Source organism: Staphylococcus kloosii, assembly GCF_032139365.1.
Classification (GTDB): Bacteria; Bacillota; Bacilli; order Staphylococcales; family Staphylococcaceae; genus Staphylococcus; species Staphylococcus kloosii_A.
Window position 1 is genome coordinate 1 of the sequence record NZ_JAVTDB010000012.1, and the last position, 14,715, is coordinate 14,715.

The 14,715-nt window shown below is 35.4% G+C and carries 14 protein-coding genes; 5 read left to right on the top strand and 9 right to left on the bottom strand.

The genetic code is table 11. The features are described from left to right. Window positions 1-63 precede the first annotated feature (63 nt). From ilvA to ilvD, 9 genes are all read right to left on the bottom strand, one after another. A complete protein-coding gene (ilvA, locus tag RPL90_RS00940) occupies window positions 64-1,332 on the bottom strand; it encodes a threonine ammonia-lyase IlvA (protein ID WP_313541526.1) in 1,269 nt (422 codons plus the stop codon). A gap of 29 nt (window positions 1,333-1,361) precedes the next feature. Beyond that, entirely contained in the window at window positions 1,362-1,940 is a 579-nt protein-coding gene (gene leuD, locus RPL90_RS00945; RefSeq protein ID WP_048793318.1) for a 3-isopropylmalate dehydratase small subunit, read from the bottom strand. A 1-nt stretch (window position 1,941) separates the two neighbouring features. Then, window positions 1,942-3,312 (bottom strand): 3-isopropylmalate dehydratase large subunit, encoded by a 1,371-nt coding sequence (gene leuC, locus RPL90_RS00950; RefSeq protein ID WP_313541535.1) that lies wholly within the window; start codon window positions 3,310-3,312, stop codon window positions 1,942-1,944. A 15-nt stretch (window positions 3,313-3,327) separates the two neighbouring features. Then, on the bottom strand, window positions 3,328-4,368 hold the full coding sequence (gene leuB / locus RPL90_RS00955) for a 3-isopropylmalate dehydrogenase (RefSeq protein WP_313541538.1): 1,041 nt from the start codon (window positions 4,366-4,368) through the stop codon (window positions 3,328-3,330). After that, the gene (locus RPL90_RS00960) at window positions 4,365-5,900 is read right to left on the bottom strand and encodes a 2-isopropylmalate synthase (protein ID WP_313541540.1); all 1,536 of its coding nucleotides are present in this window, start codon (window positions 5,898-5,900) and stop codon (window positions 4,365-4,367) included. Before RPL90_RS00960 ends, leuB begins: the two co-directional genes overlap by 4 nt. 142 nt (window positions 5,901-6,042) lie before the next feature. Further along, complete coding sequence (ilvC, locus tag RPL90_RS00965) at window positions 6,043-7,047, bottom strand: ketol-acid reductoisomerase (RefSeq protein ID WP_313541542.1); 1,005 nt, start codon at window positions 7,045-7,047, stop codon at window positions 6,043-6,045. A gap of 50 nt (window positions 7,048-7,097) precedes the next feature. Then, complete coding sequence (gene ilvN, locus RPL90_RS00970) at window positions 7,098-7,571, bottom strand: acetolactate synthase small subunit (protein WP_313541544.1); 474 nt, start codon at window positions 7,569-7,571, stop codon at window positions 7,098-7,100. Then, window positions 7,571-9,352, bottom strand: a complete 1,782-nt coding sequence (gene ilvB / locus RPL90_RS00975) for a biosynthetic-type acetolactate synthase large subunit (RefSeq protein WP_313541547.1) — start codon at window positions 9,350-9,352, stop codon at window positions 7,571-7,573. The genes ilvN and ilvB overlap by 1 nt, the downstream gene beginning before the upstream one ends. A gap of 13 nt (window positions 9,353-9,365) precedes the next feature. Further along, window positions 9,366-11,054 (bottom strand): dihydroxy-acid dehydratase, encoded by a 1,689-nt coding sequence (gene ilvD, locus RPL90_RS00980; protein ID WP_313541550.1) that lies wholly within the window; start codon window positions 11,052-11,054, stop codon window positions 9,366-9,368. A gap of 474 nt (window positions 11,055-11,528) precedes the next feature. Here ilvD and tsaE point away from each other — a divergent pair, with 474 nt between their 5' ends. The 5 genes from tsaE (at window position 11,529) to RPL90_RS01005 (ending at window position 14,625) form a co-directional block, all read left to right on the top strand. Further along, a complete protein-coding gene (tsaE, locus tag RPL90_RS00985) occupies window positions 11,529-11,990 on the top strand; it encodes a tRNA (adenosine(37)-N6)-threonylcarbamoyltransferase complex ATPase subunit type 1 TsaE (protein WP_313541552.1) in 462 nt (153 codons plus the stop codon). After that, window positions 11,971-12,633, top strand: a complete 663-nt coding sequence (tsaB, locus tag RPL90_RS00990) for a tRNA (adenosine(37)-N6)-threonylcarbamoyltransferase complex dimerization subunit type 1 TsaB (protein WP_313541555.1) — start codon at window positions 11,971-11,973, stop codon at window positions 12,631-12,633. Before tsaE ends, tsaB begins: the two co-directional genes overlap by 20 nt. Window positions 12,634-12,644: 11 nt before the next feature. Then, window positions 12,645-13,070: a ribosomal protein S18-alanine N-acetyltransferase gene (rimI, locus tag RPL90_RS00995; protein WP_398573840.1), complete on the top strand. Its 426-nt coding sequence runs from the start codon at window positions 12,645-12,647 to the stop codon at window positions 13,068-13,070. Continuing rightward, the gene (tsaD, locus tag RPL90_RS01000) at window positions 13,063-14,091 is read left to right on the top strand and encodes a tRNA (adenosine(37)-N6)-threonylcarbamoyltransferase complex transferase subunit TsaD (protein WP_313541561.1); all 1,029 of its coding nucleotides are present in this window, start codon (window positions 13,063-13,065) and stop codon (window positions 14,089-14,091) included. The genes rimI and tsaD overlap by 8 nt, the downstream gene beginning before the upstream one ends. A gap of 111 nt (window positions 14,092-14,202) precedes the next feature. Beyond that, window positions 14,203-14,625 (top strand): glyoxalase/bleomycin resistance/extradiol dioxygenase family protein, encoded by a 423-nt coding sequence (locus tag RPL90_RS01005; RefSeq protein ID WP_313541564.1) that lies wholly within the window; start codon window positions 14,203-14,205, stop codon window positions 14,623-14,625. The last annotated feature ends 90 nt before the right edge of the window (window positions 14,626-14,715 follow it).

A 14,715-nucleotide genomic window follows, 5' to 3' on the forward strand; every position in this document is an offset into this window, starting at 1 on the left:
AATAAATCAGTAGAATGAGGTGTTATTTAATTTGAGTTAGGAATTATGTCCCAGACTTTTTAATTAAATTAATAGTGAATAAAGCATTTTGTTTTCATTAATGTAAATATTGGATGGATCAAATTCAGTGACATTGGCTTTTAAATTATCCAGGTCACTATGGTTATTTAGTTGAATACCAATTATAACGGTACCCGTATTTTGTGATGATTTTTTGAGATATTCGAATTTAGTGATATCGTCTTTAGGTCCAAGTACGTCGTTTACAAATTCTCGTAAAGCACCAGGTCTTTGTGGGAAGTTCAAGATGAAGTAATGTTTCATTTCTTCGAATAGTAATGAACGTTCTTCAATTTCTTTCATTCTGTTAATATCGTTATTACCGCCACTTACGATACAAACAACATTTTTACCTTTGATTTTAGATTTATATTGCTCTAATGCAGATACACTTAATGCACCAGCGGGTTCTGCAATAATAGCTTGTTTAGAATACATATCTAATATTGTAGAACAAACGGCACCTTCATCTACTTGTACATACTCATCTACAACTTTTTGAGCAATTTCATAAGTAATTTCTCCGACTCGTGCGACAGACGCACCATCGACGAATTTTTCGATGTTTTCTAATGTAACAATTTTATTTTCTACAACAACTGATTCATACATGCTACTTGCTCCAGCTGGTTCAACACCTACAATTGATGTATCTTTCGAATGGTCTTTAAAATAAGTTCCTACACCTGAAATAAGACCACCGCCACCGATAGCAGCAAATAAATAGTCAAAGTGAATATCGTCTTCTTTAGATTGTTCAATAATTTCTTTAGCTAACGTACCTTGTCCTGCAATAGTATAAATATTATTGAAAGGGTCAATGAAATTCATTGCGTAATCTTGAGTATATGTGAGTGCTTCTTTCAAGCATTCATCGAATGTATCACCTGTTAAAACAACCTCAACATTACGCCCACCAAAGAATTTTACTTGGTTTATTTTTTGAAGTGGAGTTGTTACAGGCATAAAGATTACAGCAGTTAAGTTTAATCTACTCGCTGTGTATGCTACACCTTGGGCGTGATTACCTGCGCTGGCACAAGTAATACCATTTTGTCGGTCATTGTCATTTAAAGCGATAATTGCGTTATAAGCACCTCTAAGTTTAAATGAACGTACCCACTGTAGATCTTCGCGTTTTAAGTAAACGTTACAATCATATTTGTGTGAGAGATAATGATCTTTTTGAAGTGGTGTTTCTTTTGCAACATCTTTTAAATTTAAAAAAGCCTCATCTATATCTTTGGATGATACTGTGGTTTTAACTGTCATAAATTTCACACCTTTACTTTTAAATTTCTTTATTGAAATGCCTTTGCATTTTCATAAGCTGCAATTTCATCTTCATATTGCAGTGTTACGGCTATATCATCTAAACCATTCACAAGTTTGTTTTTCCAAGTCGCATCAATATCGAAATGGAAAGATTTTTCAGGTGTTGATACGGTTTGATTAGGTAAATCTACTGTTATTTCTGAATATGAAGCCAAATGCTTTCTAGCATCTTCATCTAAAGAAATAGGTAACATACCATTTTTAGTACAGTTCATATAGAAAATATCACTATAACTACCGGCGATTATAATATCAAATCCATAGTCTTTAATTGCCCATGCTGCGTGTTCTCTACTAGAACCACAGCCAAAATTGTCGCCAGTAATGAGTATTGATGCACCTTCATATTCTGGTTTATTAGGGTTGAAGTCTGGATTGTCAGAACCATCATCTAAATAGCGCCATTCATCGAATGCGAAGGGGCCAAAGCCCGTTTTAGAAATTCTTTTCAAATGAACTTTAGGAATAATTTGGTCAGTGTCAATATTATCATGAAAAAGTGGTACTATTTTTCCAGTATATGTTGTGATTGGTTTTACATCCATGTTAAACGACCACCTTTCTAACATCTACAAATTTACCATTAATTGCGGCAGCAGCTGCCATTGCAGGGGAGACAAGATGTGTACGTGCGCCTTTACCTTGACGTCCTTCAAAGTTTCTATTACTTGTAGAAGCACAATGTACACCATTAGGTACTTGGTCAGGGTTCATGCCTAGACACATTGAACAACCTGGTTCTCTCCAATCAAAACCTGCTTCTTTAAATATTTTATCGATACCTAACTTTTCTGCTTCAAGTTTAACAGTTCTTGAACCTGGAACGACGATAGCCGTAATATTTGGGTGTACTTTATTTCCTTTTACTATGTGACTTGCTTCGACTAAGTCAGAAAGTCTAGCATTTGTACATGAACCTAAGAATACATAGCCTAATTCAATATCTTCTGCCTTTTGACCAGGTTGTAGACCCATATAGTCATACGCGCGCTCATCATTAACATTTTTAATCTCAGGGAAAGGTGTGTTAAAACTAACGCCCATTTCAGGATTAGTGCCCCACGTAACTTGAGGTTCTAAATCAGTTACATCCATTTCTATAACCTTATCGAATTGAGCGTCATCATCTGTATATAATTCACACCATGCTTCAATATCATATTCATAATTTGTAGCATAGGGGCGACCTTTTACATATTCAAATGTAGTTTCATCAGGTTGCATCATACCGTATTTTGCACCTGCTTCTATTGCCATATTACAAATTGTCATACGTGCTTCCATAGAAAGGTTACGAATTGTTTCTCCAGAAAACTCTAGGGCATAACCCGTACCAAAATCTACACCATGTTGATTAATAAGATACAAAATTATATCTTTAGCGTAGACGCCAGTTGGCAGTTTTCCTGTAACTTCAATTTTGAGATTTTTAGGTTTAGTTTGCCACAATGTTTGTGTTGCAAATACATGTTCAACTTCGCTTGTACCAATACCAAAGGCAATAGCACCAAACGCACCATGTGTTGCAGTATGGGAGTCACCACATACAATTGTTTTGCCTGGTTGAGTTAAACCAGTTTCTGGTCCAACCATGTGTACAATACCTTGTTCATCAGAGCCCATATCAAAAATATGAACGCCGAATGCTTTAGCATTTTCTTGCAAAGTTGTGATTTGTTTATTTGCAATTTCATCCTTAATATTAAAAATATCAACGGTTGGCACATTATGATCTAGCGTTGCATAAGTTAAATCTGGTCTTCTAAGTTGTCTATTTTGAAGTCTAAGTCCTTCAAATGCTTGAGGAGATGTAACTTCATGAATTAAATGTAAATCAATGTATAATAACTGTGGAGAACCTTCTTTCCCAGTCAAAACATGTTTGTTCCAAACTTTATCGAATAGTGTTTTACCCATATGACATCTCCTCCTTTATATATTTTCTTTCACATATTGAAAGACTTCTGTAGTAGTACTTTGACCTCCGAGGTCACTTGTCGTCTTGCCATCTTTAATAAGTTGATAAACTGTTTGTTCTAAATATGATGCTGCCTGTTCTTCACCAAAACTTTCTCGTAGACACATCGCTACAGATAGTAACATACCAAAAGGATTTGCTTTGTTTTGGTTTGCGATGTCAGGCGCAGAACCGTGTATAGGTTCATAAAGTCTTGTGCCTTGTTCACTAAAACTAGCTGATGGTGATAAACCTAAAGAGCCTGGCATTACAGAGGCTTCATCACTTAAAATGTCGCCAAATAGATTTTCAGTTACAATAACATCAAATTGAGTTGGATTAGTAATTAAATGCATTGCGCAAGCATCAACAAGTAGGTGATTAACTTCAACATCTGGATATTCTGTTGCTACATTATTAATAACTTGGCGCCACAATTTACTAGACGATAAAACGTTCTCTTTATCTACTGACGTGAGTTTTTTGTTACGCTTTTGAGCTAGTTTAAATGCGACATGTGCGATACGTTCAATTTCTGGTTTCGTATATGTTAATGAATCTAATGCTTGATCTTGATTCCAATGTTTTGGTTCGCCGAAATAAATACCACCAGTTAACTCACGAACGATTACAAAATCTGTACCAGTTACGCGTGATTCCTTAATAGGGGACAAATGGCTTGTACCTTCAGTTACTGTTGTAGGTCTAATATTTGCAAAAAGACCGAGTGTTTTTCTAATACCTAATAACCCTTGTTCAGGTCTGTTGTTAGGGTCAGTCCATTTCGGTCCACCAACTGAACCTAAAAGTATAGCATCGGCATTTTGACAAGCTGTTAATGTGTTATCTGGTAATGGTGTACCATGATTATCAATTGCGATACCACCGAAATCATATGCTTCAACAGTGTAATCGAAATTAAATTTTTTACTTAGTTGTTCTAAGATTTCTAACGAACCACTCATAATTTCGGGTCCTATACCATCTCCAGGTAATGAAACGATGTTATAACTCATGACTTAATGCCTTCTTTCTCAGTTGATTCATTTACATATTTGGCTTGAGCTTCTACGTATGATTTACAAGAAGCAAGTAAGATATCATGGTCAATACCTACGCCTGTGACAAATTGGTCACCAATTTTAAGCTGAACGTGTACTTCTGCTTGTGCGTCAGAACCTTCAGTAACGGAATCAATTGTATAATCTAATAGTTCAGTTTTTCTATCGAAAATACGATCCACTGCGTTATATACAGCAACGATTGATCCTGTTCCAATACTAGAATCTTGATAAGTATTACCATCTTTGTCTTTAATTACTACTACTGCACTTTGTAATCCATTTGAGACGAATTGTAATTGTAATGTATCTACTTGATAACTTGAACTTTGTTCATGAGATGTACCTTGGATTAATGCGTGTATATCTCTGTCTGTTACTGCTTTTTTCTTATCTGCAATTTCTTTAAATTGTTTGAATAGTACTTTTTGTTCTTCAGGTTCTACATCATAGCCTAAAGCAGTAAGTTTCTCTGCAAAAGCATGTTTACCAGATAATTTTCCTAGTGGTAATTCAGTCGTTTTAACACCGACGAGTTGTGGTGTCATAATTTCATAAGTTTCAGGGTTTTTAAGCACGCCATCTTGGTGAATTCCTGATTCGTGACTGAAAGCATTTTGTCCGACAATCGCTTTGTTTTTAGGGACTCGAATACCTGCGTAACGGGCAATCAAATCAGAAGTTTGTTTTGTTTCAGCTAAATTGATTTTTGATTGGTTTTGGTAATGATCTTGGCGAACGTAAAGGCCAAGTGCAACTTCTTCAAGTGCCGTATTACCTGCACGTTCTCCAATACCATTTAAAGTACCTTCAATACGTTTAGCACCATTTTCGATTGCTGCCATACTATTAGCAACCGCTAATCCTAAGTCATCATGACAATGCGCACTATAAATTACTTCGTGGTCACTTTCGATCGTTTCGATTAATGTTTTAAATATTTTGCCATATTCAGTTGGATAACTGAAACCTACAGTATCTGGTATATTGATAACACTTGCACCAGCATCTACAGCTGTTTGTACAGCTTTTAATAAGAAATCTGGTTCAGTACGTGTTGCATCTTCCGGTGAAAATTGAACGACTTCAAAATATTGTTTAGCGTACTCAACATGTTCTTTTATAGATTCAAGCACTTCATCCTGTGACATTTTAAGTTTAGAATCGCGATGAATAGGGCTTGTGGCAACGAAGACATGAATTCTAGGAATTGCAGCTGCTTTAGTTGCTTCATAAACTGCATCGATATCTGATTTTACACAACGTGCTAAACCACATACAGCTGTAGTTGTTAATGTTTTAGCAATAGCTTCTACTGATTTAAAACTTCCTGAACTCGAAGCGGGGAATCCTGCTTCTATAATGTCTACTCCCCATTTTTCTAATTGTTGAGCAATTTTTAGTCTCTCTTCGAAAGAAAAATTGACTCCTGGGGTTTGTTCCCCGTCTCTAAGTGTTGTATCAAAAATTTGAATATGGCTACTCATTTTAAACATCTCCTAACTATATAATTATCCCGAAAAGATCTTTTTAGTATGTTTCGTTCGTAATTGATGACGAATCACTAATACTCTAGTGAGTACAGTGATTGTCAAAATGAAATTACGAAACAACTAAAGTAATGCTTTTTTATTTTTCAATACTTTTAGATTTAATAAATGGCATCATTTCTCTTAGTTCACGACCAACTGCTTCGATTTGATGACCATGTTGTTCTTCACGTAATTTGTGAAATTCATTAAAGTTGTTTTCGCTGTCTTTAATGAAACGATCACTAAAGTTACCATCTTGAATATCTTTTAATACAGCTTTCATATTGTCTTTAACATCTGGTGTGATAACACGTGGTCCTGAAACGTAGTCACCAAATTCAGCTGTATTAGAAATTGAGTAACGCATATTTTCCATACCACCTTCGTACATAAGGTCTACGATTAATTTCATTTCATGTAGTACTTCGAAATAAGCGATTTCTGGTTGGTAACCCGCTTCAACTAATGTCTCGAACCCTGATTGAATTAATTTTGTTACGCCACCACATAATACTGTTTGTTCGCCGAATAAGTCAGTTTCAGTTTCTTCAGCAAATGATGTTTCAATAACACCAGCACGTGTTGCGCCGATACCTTTTGCGTAACTTAATGCTAAGTCTCTTGCTTCACCACTTGCATCTTGTTCAACTGCGAATAGGGCAGGTACTGCGCTGCCTTCAGTAAATGTACGACGCACTAAATGTCCTGGACCTTTTGGTGCGATTAAGAATACGTCTACTGTTGAAGGTGGTTGAATTACATCAAAGTGAATGTTGAAACCATGTGCAAATACTAATGCATTATTATCTTGTAAATTGGGTTCGATTTCTTCTTTATATACGCTACCTTGAATTTCATCAGGCAATAGAATCATGATTACATCAGCTTGTTTTGCTGCTTCGTCCACTGGATATACTTCAAAGCCATCATCTTTTGCTTTATTGAAAGACTTACCTGGGCGGATACCGATGATTACATCGTAACCATTATCTTTTAAGTTTTGAGCATGTGCATGGCCTTGAGAACCATAACCGATAACTGCAATTTTCTTTCCTTGTAATACATCGTTCGTTACTGATTGATCATAATAAACTGTTGTCATAATAAAATCCTCCATGTTTTGTTAAAATAATTTCTTAATATTCAGACAAATTAAATAATGCCTGCTGAACCTGTTCTTGCTATCTGTTCTATGTTGTATGATGATAGGTCATCTATTAAATTGTCCATCGTGTATTGTGGACCTGAAGCTTGAAGATAAGTAAATTGCTCTTCATCCTTCAAAATAGATACTAGCGCATCATACGGTTGGATAAGCTTTTGTAATTGATCATTGTTGTCAGGTGTGCGTAATTTTACGAGTACCAATTCTCTATTATAAGTATTCGTATCTGTGATATCTTCAACACTTATAATATTAATTTGTTTTTCAAGCTGCGCAATTAAATTTCTTAATACATCACTGTCAGGTACTTCTGCTACGAAGGTAATATCAGAAATACCTTCTTCAACTGTTGGTGTGGCTGATAAGGTAACAATGTTAAATTGTCTCCTGACAAAGATACTTGTTAAACGATTTAATGTACCAGCTTTATCTCTTACTTTTGTACGAAAAGTTCTTCTCATTATAAGCCCTCCATTTCGTGATTAGGTTTACCAGAAGGGACCATAGGTGTTACTGCTTCAACAGGTGAGATTCTAACTTCGATTAATGCCGGACCATCATATGCGAAAGCTTCATCTAATTGTTGTTCCAATTTGCTTGGGTCATCAATCATATAACCTTTAACGCCATATGCCTCACCTAATTTGATGAAGTCCGGTTGATCGTTAAATACAGAATGTGAAAACCTTTGTTTAAAGAATTTATCTTGCCATTGTTTAACCATACCTAAAGTACCATTATTTACTAGTACAACTTTAATATCCAAGCCATATTCACGTAAGATTGCAAGCTCTTGGTTAGTCATTTGGAAGCCACCGTCACCAACGAATGCAACGACTGTCTTATCAGGTCTAGCTAATTTTGCTCCGATTGCTGCAGGAATACCGAAGCCCATCGTACCTAAGCCACCACTTGTAACTAATTGACCATGTGTTTTAAATGGATAATATTGAGCCACCCACATTTGATGTTGACCAACGTCTGTAGTAACGATTGCGTCTCCTTCAGTGATTTGACCAATATGTTCAATCGTACGTTGTGGTTTAGAGAAATTATCTTCTTCTGCGTCATATTTAAATGGGTGAGTTGCTTTATTGTTGTTGCACGTTTCTAACCATTCATCATGTCTGATTGAATAACTATCAAATGCCAACAAAGCTTCTAATACTGCTTTGCAATCTGCAACGATACCTAAATCAGTATTAATAATTTTATTTATTTCTGAAGGATCAATGTCTACGTGTACGATTTTGGCATTAGGAGCAAATTCATCAGGGTTACTCGCTAATCTATCATCAAATCTGCTACCAAAGTTGATAAGTAAATCACAATCAGTTAGTGCCATGTTACTCGCATATGATCCATGCATACCTCCCATACCTAAAAAGAGGGGATGTTCGTATGGAATAGCACCTAAACCTAATAATGTACTAACAACAGGAAGTTGGTGACGATTAACAAATTCAGTAAATGTTTCATTTGCTTTAGCATGATTAATACCAGCACCAGCTAAGACAACTGGTTTGCGTGCTGTTTTTAAATAATCACGCAGTTTTTGAATTTCATCAAATTTTGGTTCATTGGGTATAGCATAACCAGGTAAGTCTAATTCCTCTGATAGTTCAGCATTTGTTGATAAAATACCCATATCTTTAGGGAAGTCGATCACTACAGGTCCTTTTCTACCAGTATTTGCAATATGAAATGCTTCATGAATAATTGTTGGAATATCACTGACATTTTTAACTTGATAATTGTGTTTCGTAATTGGTGTCGTCATTGATAGTAAGTCTGCTTCTTGGAATGCATCTTTACCAATTCCTGGCGTTGCCACTTGCCCAGTAATAACTACTAGTGGTAAGGAATCGCTATATGCATCTGCGATTCCTGTAATAGCGTTCGTAGCTCCGGGTCCGCTTGTTACTACTACAACACCTGGTTTACCAGAAACACGCGCATAACCTTCTGCAGCGTGTGTTGCACCTTGCTCATGTCGTGCGAGAATGTGTTTGATTTTACCATCATAAAACGTGTCATAAAGTGGTAAAACCGCGCCACCTGGATAGCCAAATATAAAATCTACATTTTCATGTGCAAGTGAGTCTACTAGCAATTCAGAACCAGTTTTCATGTCATTAATTGTTTCAGTTTCTAGTTCAGTTTGTTCATAAGCTTCGTTAGGTTCGATTTGTTCCAAAGTTTCAGTTTGCTCTTGGTAAATCGTTTCTGCTTGTTTAGCCATTTTACTTCACTCCTTAAATGAGATTTTCAGGTACTTGCATGATGCCACCTGTATTGGCACTCGTAACTAATGCTGTATATCTTGCAAGATAACCAGTTTTTACTTTTGCTTTGAATGGATTTAATTCTTGTTTTCTTGCTTCTAATGTTTCAGTTGATACATCAGCTTCTAATGTGCGTTCAGTTAAGTTTATCGTGATATCATCACCATCTCTGATTAATCCAATTGGACCACCCGATGCTGCCTCTGGAGAGATGTGCCCTACTGCAATACCGCGTGTAGCCCCTGAGAAACGTCCATCTGTTATAAGTGCAACATCTTTACCTAATCCTCTTCCTACAATAGAAGAAGTAGGGGCTAACATCTCTGGCATTCCAGGACCACCTTTAGGACCTTCATATCGTATAACTACAACGTGACCTTCACGAACAGTGTGGTTATCGATAGCTTCAACTGCTTCATCATGTGAATTGAAGCAAATTGCTTTTCCTTTAAATACTTTAATTGAAGGATCAACGCCTCCGACTTTAATAACTGCACCTTTAGGGGCTAAATTACCGTATAGAATAGAAAGGCCACCTTGTTTATCGTATGGATTATCTAGATGTCTAATGACATCTGCGTTAGTAATTTCTTTACTTTCGTTATTTTCTCGTAAAGTTTTACCTGTAACTGTAATACGATCTGGATGTAAAGTGCCTTCTTTCTTGAAAAGTTCATTAATTATTGCTGGGACACCACCTGCTTCATGTACATCATGCATTGAATATGAAGAACTTGGTGCAATTTTTGAAAGGTAAGGTGTCTTTTTAGCTATTTCGTTAATGCGAGTTAAATCGTAATCAATACCTGCTTCGTTCGCAATTGCTAGTGTGTGTAATACAGTATTTGTAGAACCACCCATTGCCATGTCTAGAGCAAATGCATCATCAATAGCTTCTTTTGTAACAATGTCTTTCGGTTTAATATCATTTTTTATGTTATCAACTAATCTAAATGCTGCTTCTCTAATCATCTCTCTACGTTGATCACTGACTGCTAATGCAGTGCCGTTATATGGGAGAGCTAATCCTAATACTTCCATCAAACAGTTCATTGAATTTGCTGTAAACATCCCTGAACAAGATCCACATGTTGGACATGCATTTTGTTCCATATCTAAAAATTCTTCTTTAGAAATCGAACCATCTTTAAATGCACCAACAGCTTCGAACATTGACGATAGGGTAAGTGCTTTACCTTCTGTTGATAATCCTGCTTTCATTGGACCACCTGAACAAAAGACAGCAGGTACGTTAGTTCTAACAGATGCTAACAACATGCCCGGTGTGATTTTGTCACAGTTTGGAATATAAAATACACCATCGAACCAATGTGCATTTATAACTGTTTCCGCAGCATCTGCGATAATTTCTCTTGAAGGTAAGGAATATCTCATACCTATATGACCCATTGCTATACCATCATCAACACCAATTGTATTGAATTCGAAAGGTATTGCTCCGGCTTCTCTAATTGCTTCTTTTGCTATATCAGCAAGTTCTCTTAGATGAACATGTCCTGGGACAATGTCTATATAAGAGTTACAAATTGCTACAAAAGGTTTGTTCATATCTGTTGGTTTTTCTAATGCCCCGGTGGCATGTAAAAGACTTCGGGCTGGCGCCTGTTGATCTCCTTTTTTTATCATGTCGCTTCTCATGTGAATTCCCCCATAAAAAATGAAAATAAAAAGACGTCCCAATATTTTTATTGGGACGTCTTACAAGTCCCATTCAACTAGAAATAGGACTTAAACTTTTAGTAGTTGCTATACTAAAGTTCCAGTCCTATAAGCATAATAAAATGACTAAAATATTTGTTGTTGTTGATTGATTTACTGTTGTATTATAAGTCATTTTATTATGCTCCTTTCCTCAAGAATGGTTTTTATATCATTTGTTTGAATTATCTAAAAATTTGATAAATTTAATTTACTACAAGTTAAAAGCCGTGTCAATGATTGTTGCCAATTTTCTTTCAATTCTTACAATTTTTTTAAATAAGAACTTAGTCAGTAATAAAGTATTATAGAGAAAAGTTTGTTAAAATGTAGAAGTTAATTATAAAAGATATTATTATATGAACTGAATAAATATTAAACGAAGCGGGCAACATTAATACTAGGAGTAGAGAAATGATAAGAATAAATAACTTAAAAGACATGGAAACCTTTGGCCAATGTTTAACTCAAAATTTAAGTGCTGGTGATGTCGTTTTATTAAATGGTGATTTAGGTGCAGGTAAGACAACGTTAAGTCAATTTATTGGTAAAGCGTTAGGTGTTAAAAGAAATATAAACTCTCCAACCTTCAATATTATAAAATCTTATAATGGAAAAAATTTAAAATTTCATCATATGGATTGCTATAGATTAGAAGAATCTGATGAGGACTTAGGGTTTGAAGAGTACTTTGAAGATAATGCAGTTACCGTTATTGAATGGAGTCAATATATTGCCGCTTACCTTCCTACTAATACGTTAACAATAAACATTCAATCTGTGGGTACTAATAAACGTACAATTACTATTGAAGCAAATGGCACACATTATATTGAAATAAAGGAGGCAGTTGAACGTGAATTATCTTCTAATTGATACTTCTAACCAACCACTCTCGGTAGCAGTTATGGACAATAATACAATTTTGGCTGAAATTAATAATGATAAAAAGGTTAATCATTCCGTACAATTAATGCCTGCGATTATTTCTGCTTTAGAGCAGGCTAATTTAACTAAACAAGATATTGAATCAATTGTAGTGGCAGAAGGCCCGGGCTCATATACAGGGTTAAGAATAGGTGTGACAGTAGCTAAAACTTTGGCATATGCTTTAAATGTTTCATTATATGGTGTTTCATCATTAGCAGCTGTAGCAGCTACGGTTCAACGACAAGATAGATTAATCGTACCTGTTTTTGATGCACGTCGAGAAGCAGTGTATGCTGGCGTTTATCAATATAACAATGAGGTCCTTGAAACGATCATGTCAGACCAATATATTACAATCGAAGATTTATTGTCGTTCTTACATGCAGATAGTCGTCCTTACGTCTTTGTAGGCGCAGATTCTGAAAAATTAGCACATTTATTAGATAGTGATTGTTTACCTAACTTACCACAAGCACATGCAATGAAATCTTTAATCTCTAAACCCGTCAATATCCATGAATTTGTTCCAAAGTACTTAAAAATTTCAGAGGCTGAACGTAATTGGTTAGCAAAACAGAACAACAACTAAATATTCGGTTAATGGATAAGGCGGATGTACCACAAGTATTTGATATTGAACGGAAAAGCTTTGATAGTAGTTCATGGACAATAGATACTTTTTACCACGAGGTTGAACAAAATGAATTTGCATTTTATTTTGTTATAGAATATGACGAACAAATTGTTGGCTATGTTGGATTGTGGATTGTATTGGATAATGCTCAAATTACTACCATCGCAATAGATGAACAATATCGTGGCTATGGTTTAGGACAATTACTACTTAAATATATTATCGATTATGTGCAAGAAAAATGTGAAACATTAAGTTTAGAAGTACGTATAGATAATTATGTTGCGCAACATGTGTATGAAAATTTAGGATTCCAATATGGCGGTAAACGTAAAAATTATTATGGAGAAGGCGAGGATGCATTAGTGATGTGGGTGAATTTCAATGATTAACGATACTTTAATATTAGCTGTTGAATCAAGTTGTGATGAAACGAGCGTTAGTGTGATAGAAAATGGTACTAAAATTAAAAGCAACATTGTTTTAAGCCAAATAGAGAGTCATAAAAGATTTGGTGGCGTTGTACCAGAAGTTGCAAGTAGACATCATGTGGAAGGTATTACAACTACAATTGATAATGCGTTAGCTGAAGCACAAGTATCTATGGAAGACATCGATGCTGTAGCAGTTACACAAGGGCCAGGTTTAATAGGGGCATTGTTAGTAGGTATAAATGCTGCCAAAGCTTTAGCGTTTGCCTACGACAAACCATTAATTCCCGTACATCATATCGCAGGTCATATTTATGCTAACAATCTAGAAGAAGGTATGAATTTCCCTTTAATCGCACTTATCGTTTCAGGTGGTCATACTGAATTAATTTATATGAAAGACCATTTAAGTTTTGAAATTATTGGTGAAACAAGAGATGATGCGGTAGGTGAAGCATACGATAAAGTAGCCCGTACGCTAGATTTAAATTATCCTGGTGGCCCACAAATAGATCGTTTGGCTAGCACAGGTAATGATACGTATAACTTCCCGCGTGTGTGGTTAGAAAAAGATAGTTATGATTTCAGTTTTAGTGGATTAAAAAGCGCAGTCATTAATGCTTTGCATAATCAACGACAAAAAAATCAAACAATTATAGATGCCGATGTGGCAACAAGTTTCCAAAATAGTGTAGTAGAAGTATTAGTGGGCAAAGCCATACAAGCATGTGAAGCTTATGGCGTTAAAGACTTAATCGTTGCTGGTGGCGTAGCAAGCAATAGTGGTTTACGTGATGAACTAACTAAAACATGTGAAGCTAACAATATTCATTTAGCAATTCCTTCGGCTAAATTATGTACTGATAATGGTGCGATGATTGGTGCAGCTGCACATTATTTATATTTAAATAACGTAAGCGCAAATATGGATTTAAATGGTGATAGTGGCTTGGATTTAGAATATTTTGTTGATGGCGTCTAAATAATTTAATGCAAATAATCATAGTGAATGGCAATTTTTTCTGAAAAAAAGGGTATTTATATAACTAGTGATTACGCAATTGATTTATTATTTGGAAGGAGATGACATTCAATGAAAGCAATACAATATTTTAATTTTCAAAATAGCTTAGCAGCGTTAAATTTTTATGAGAAAAATTTAGGTGCAACAAACATAAACCGTGTTGGTGGCGATCACGAAATGTTTAGAGATTTACCGGAAGAATATCAAGTGGATGCTGATTTCACTATGAATGCTGCATTCGAAATTTTGGGTGAAACATTTTATTGTAGCGATACCATGAAAAATAAAAAGATCGATAACAGTGGTGCAATCGTAGCATTTAATTTTGATTACAATAATGAAGAAGAACGTGAAAAAGCAATTGCATTTTTTAATAAAGCTGTAGAAGGTGGTTGTGTGGCAACGATGCCATTAGGTGAGACAGAGTGGTCACCATTATACGGTTTATTCAATGATCCATTTGGCATCACTTGGATGGTTAATGCAGAATAACTTGAAAAGAAAATAAAATAATGAGGTCGAGACATGATTAGATGTCCGACCTCATTTTTGTTTTTAAGCAGATTTAGAAGTTGTTGAGAA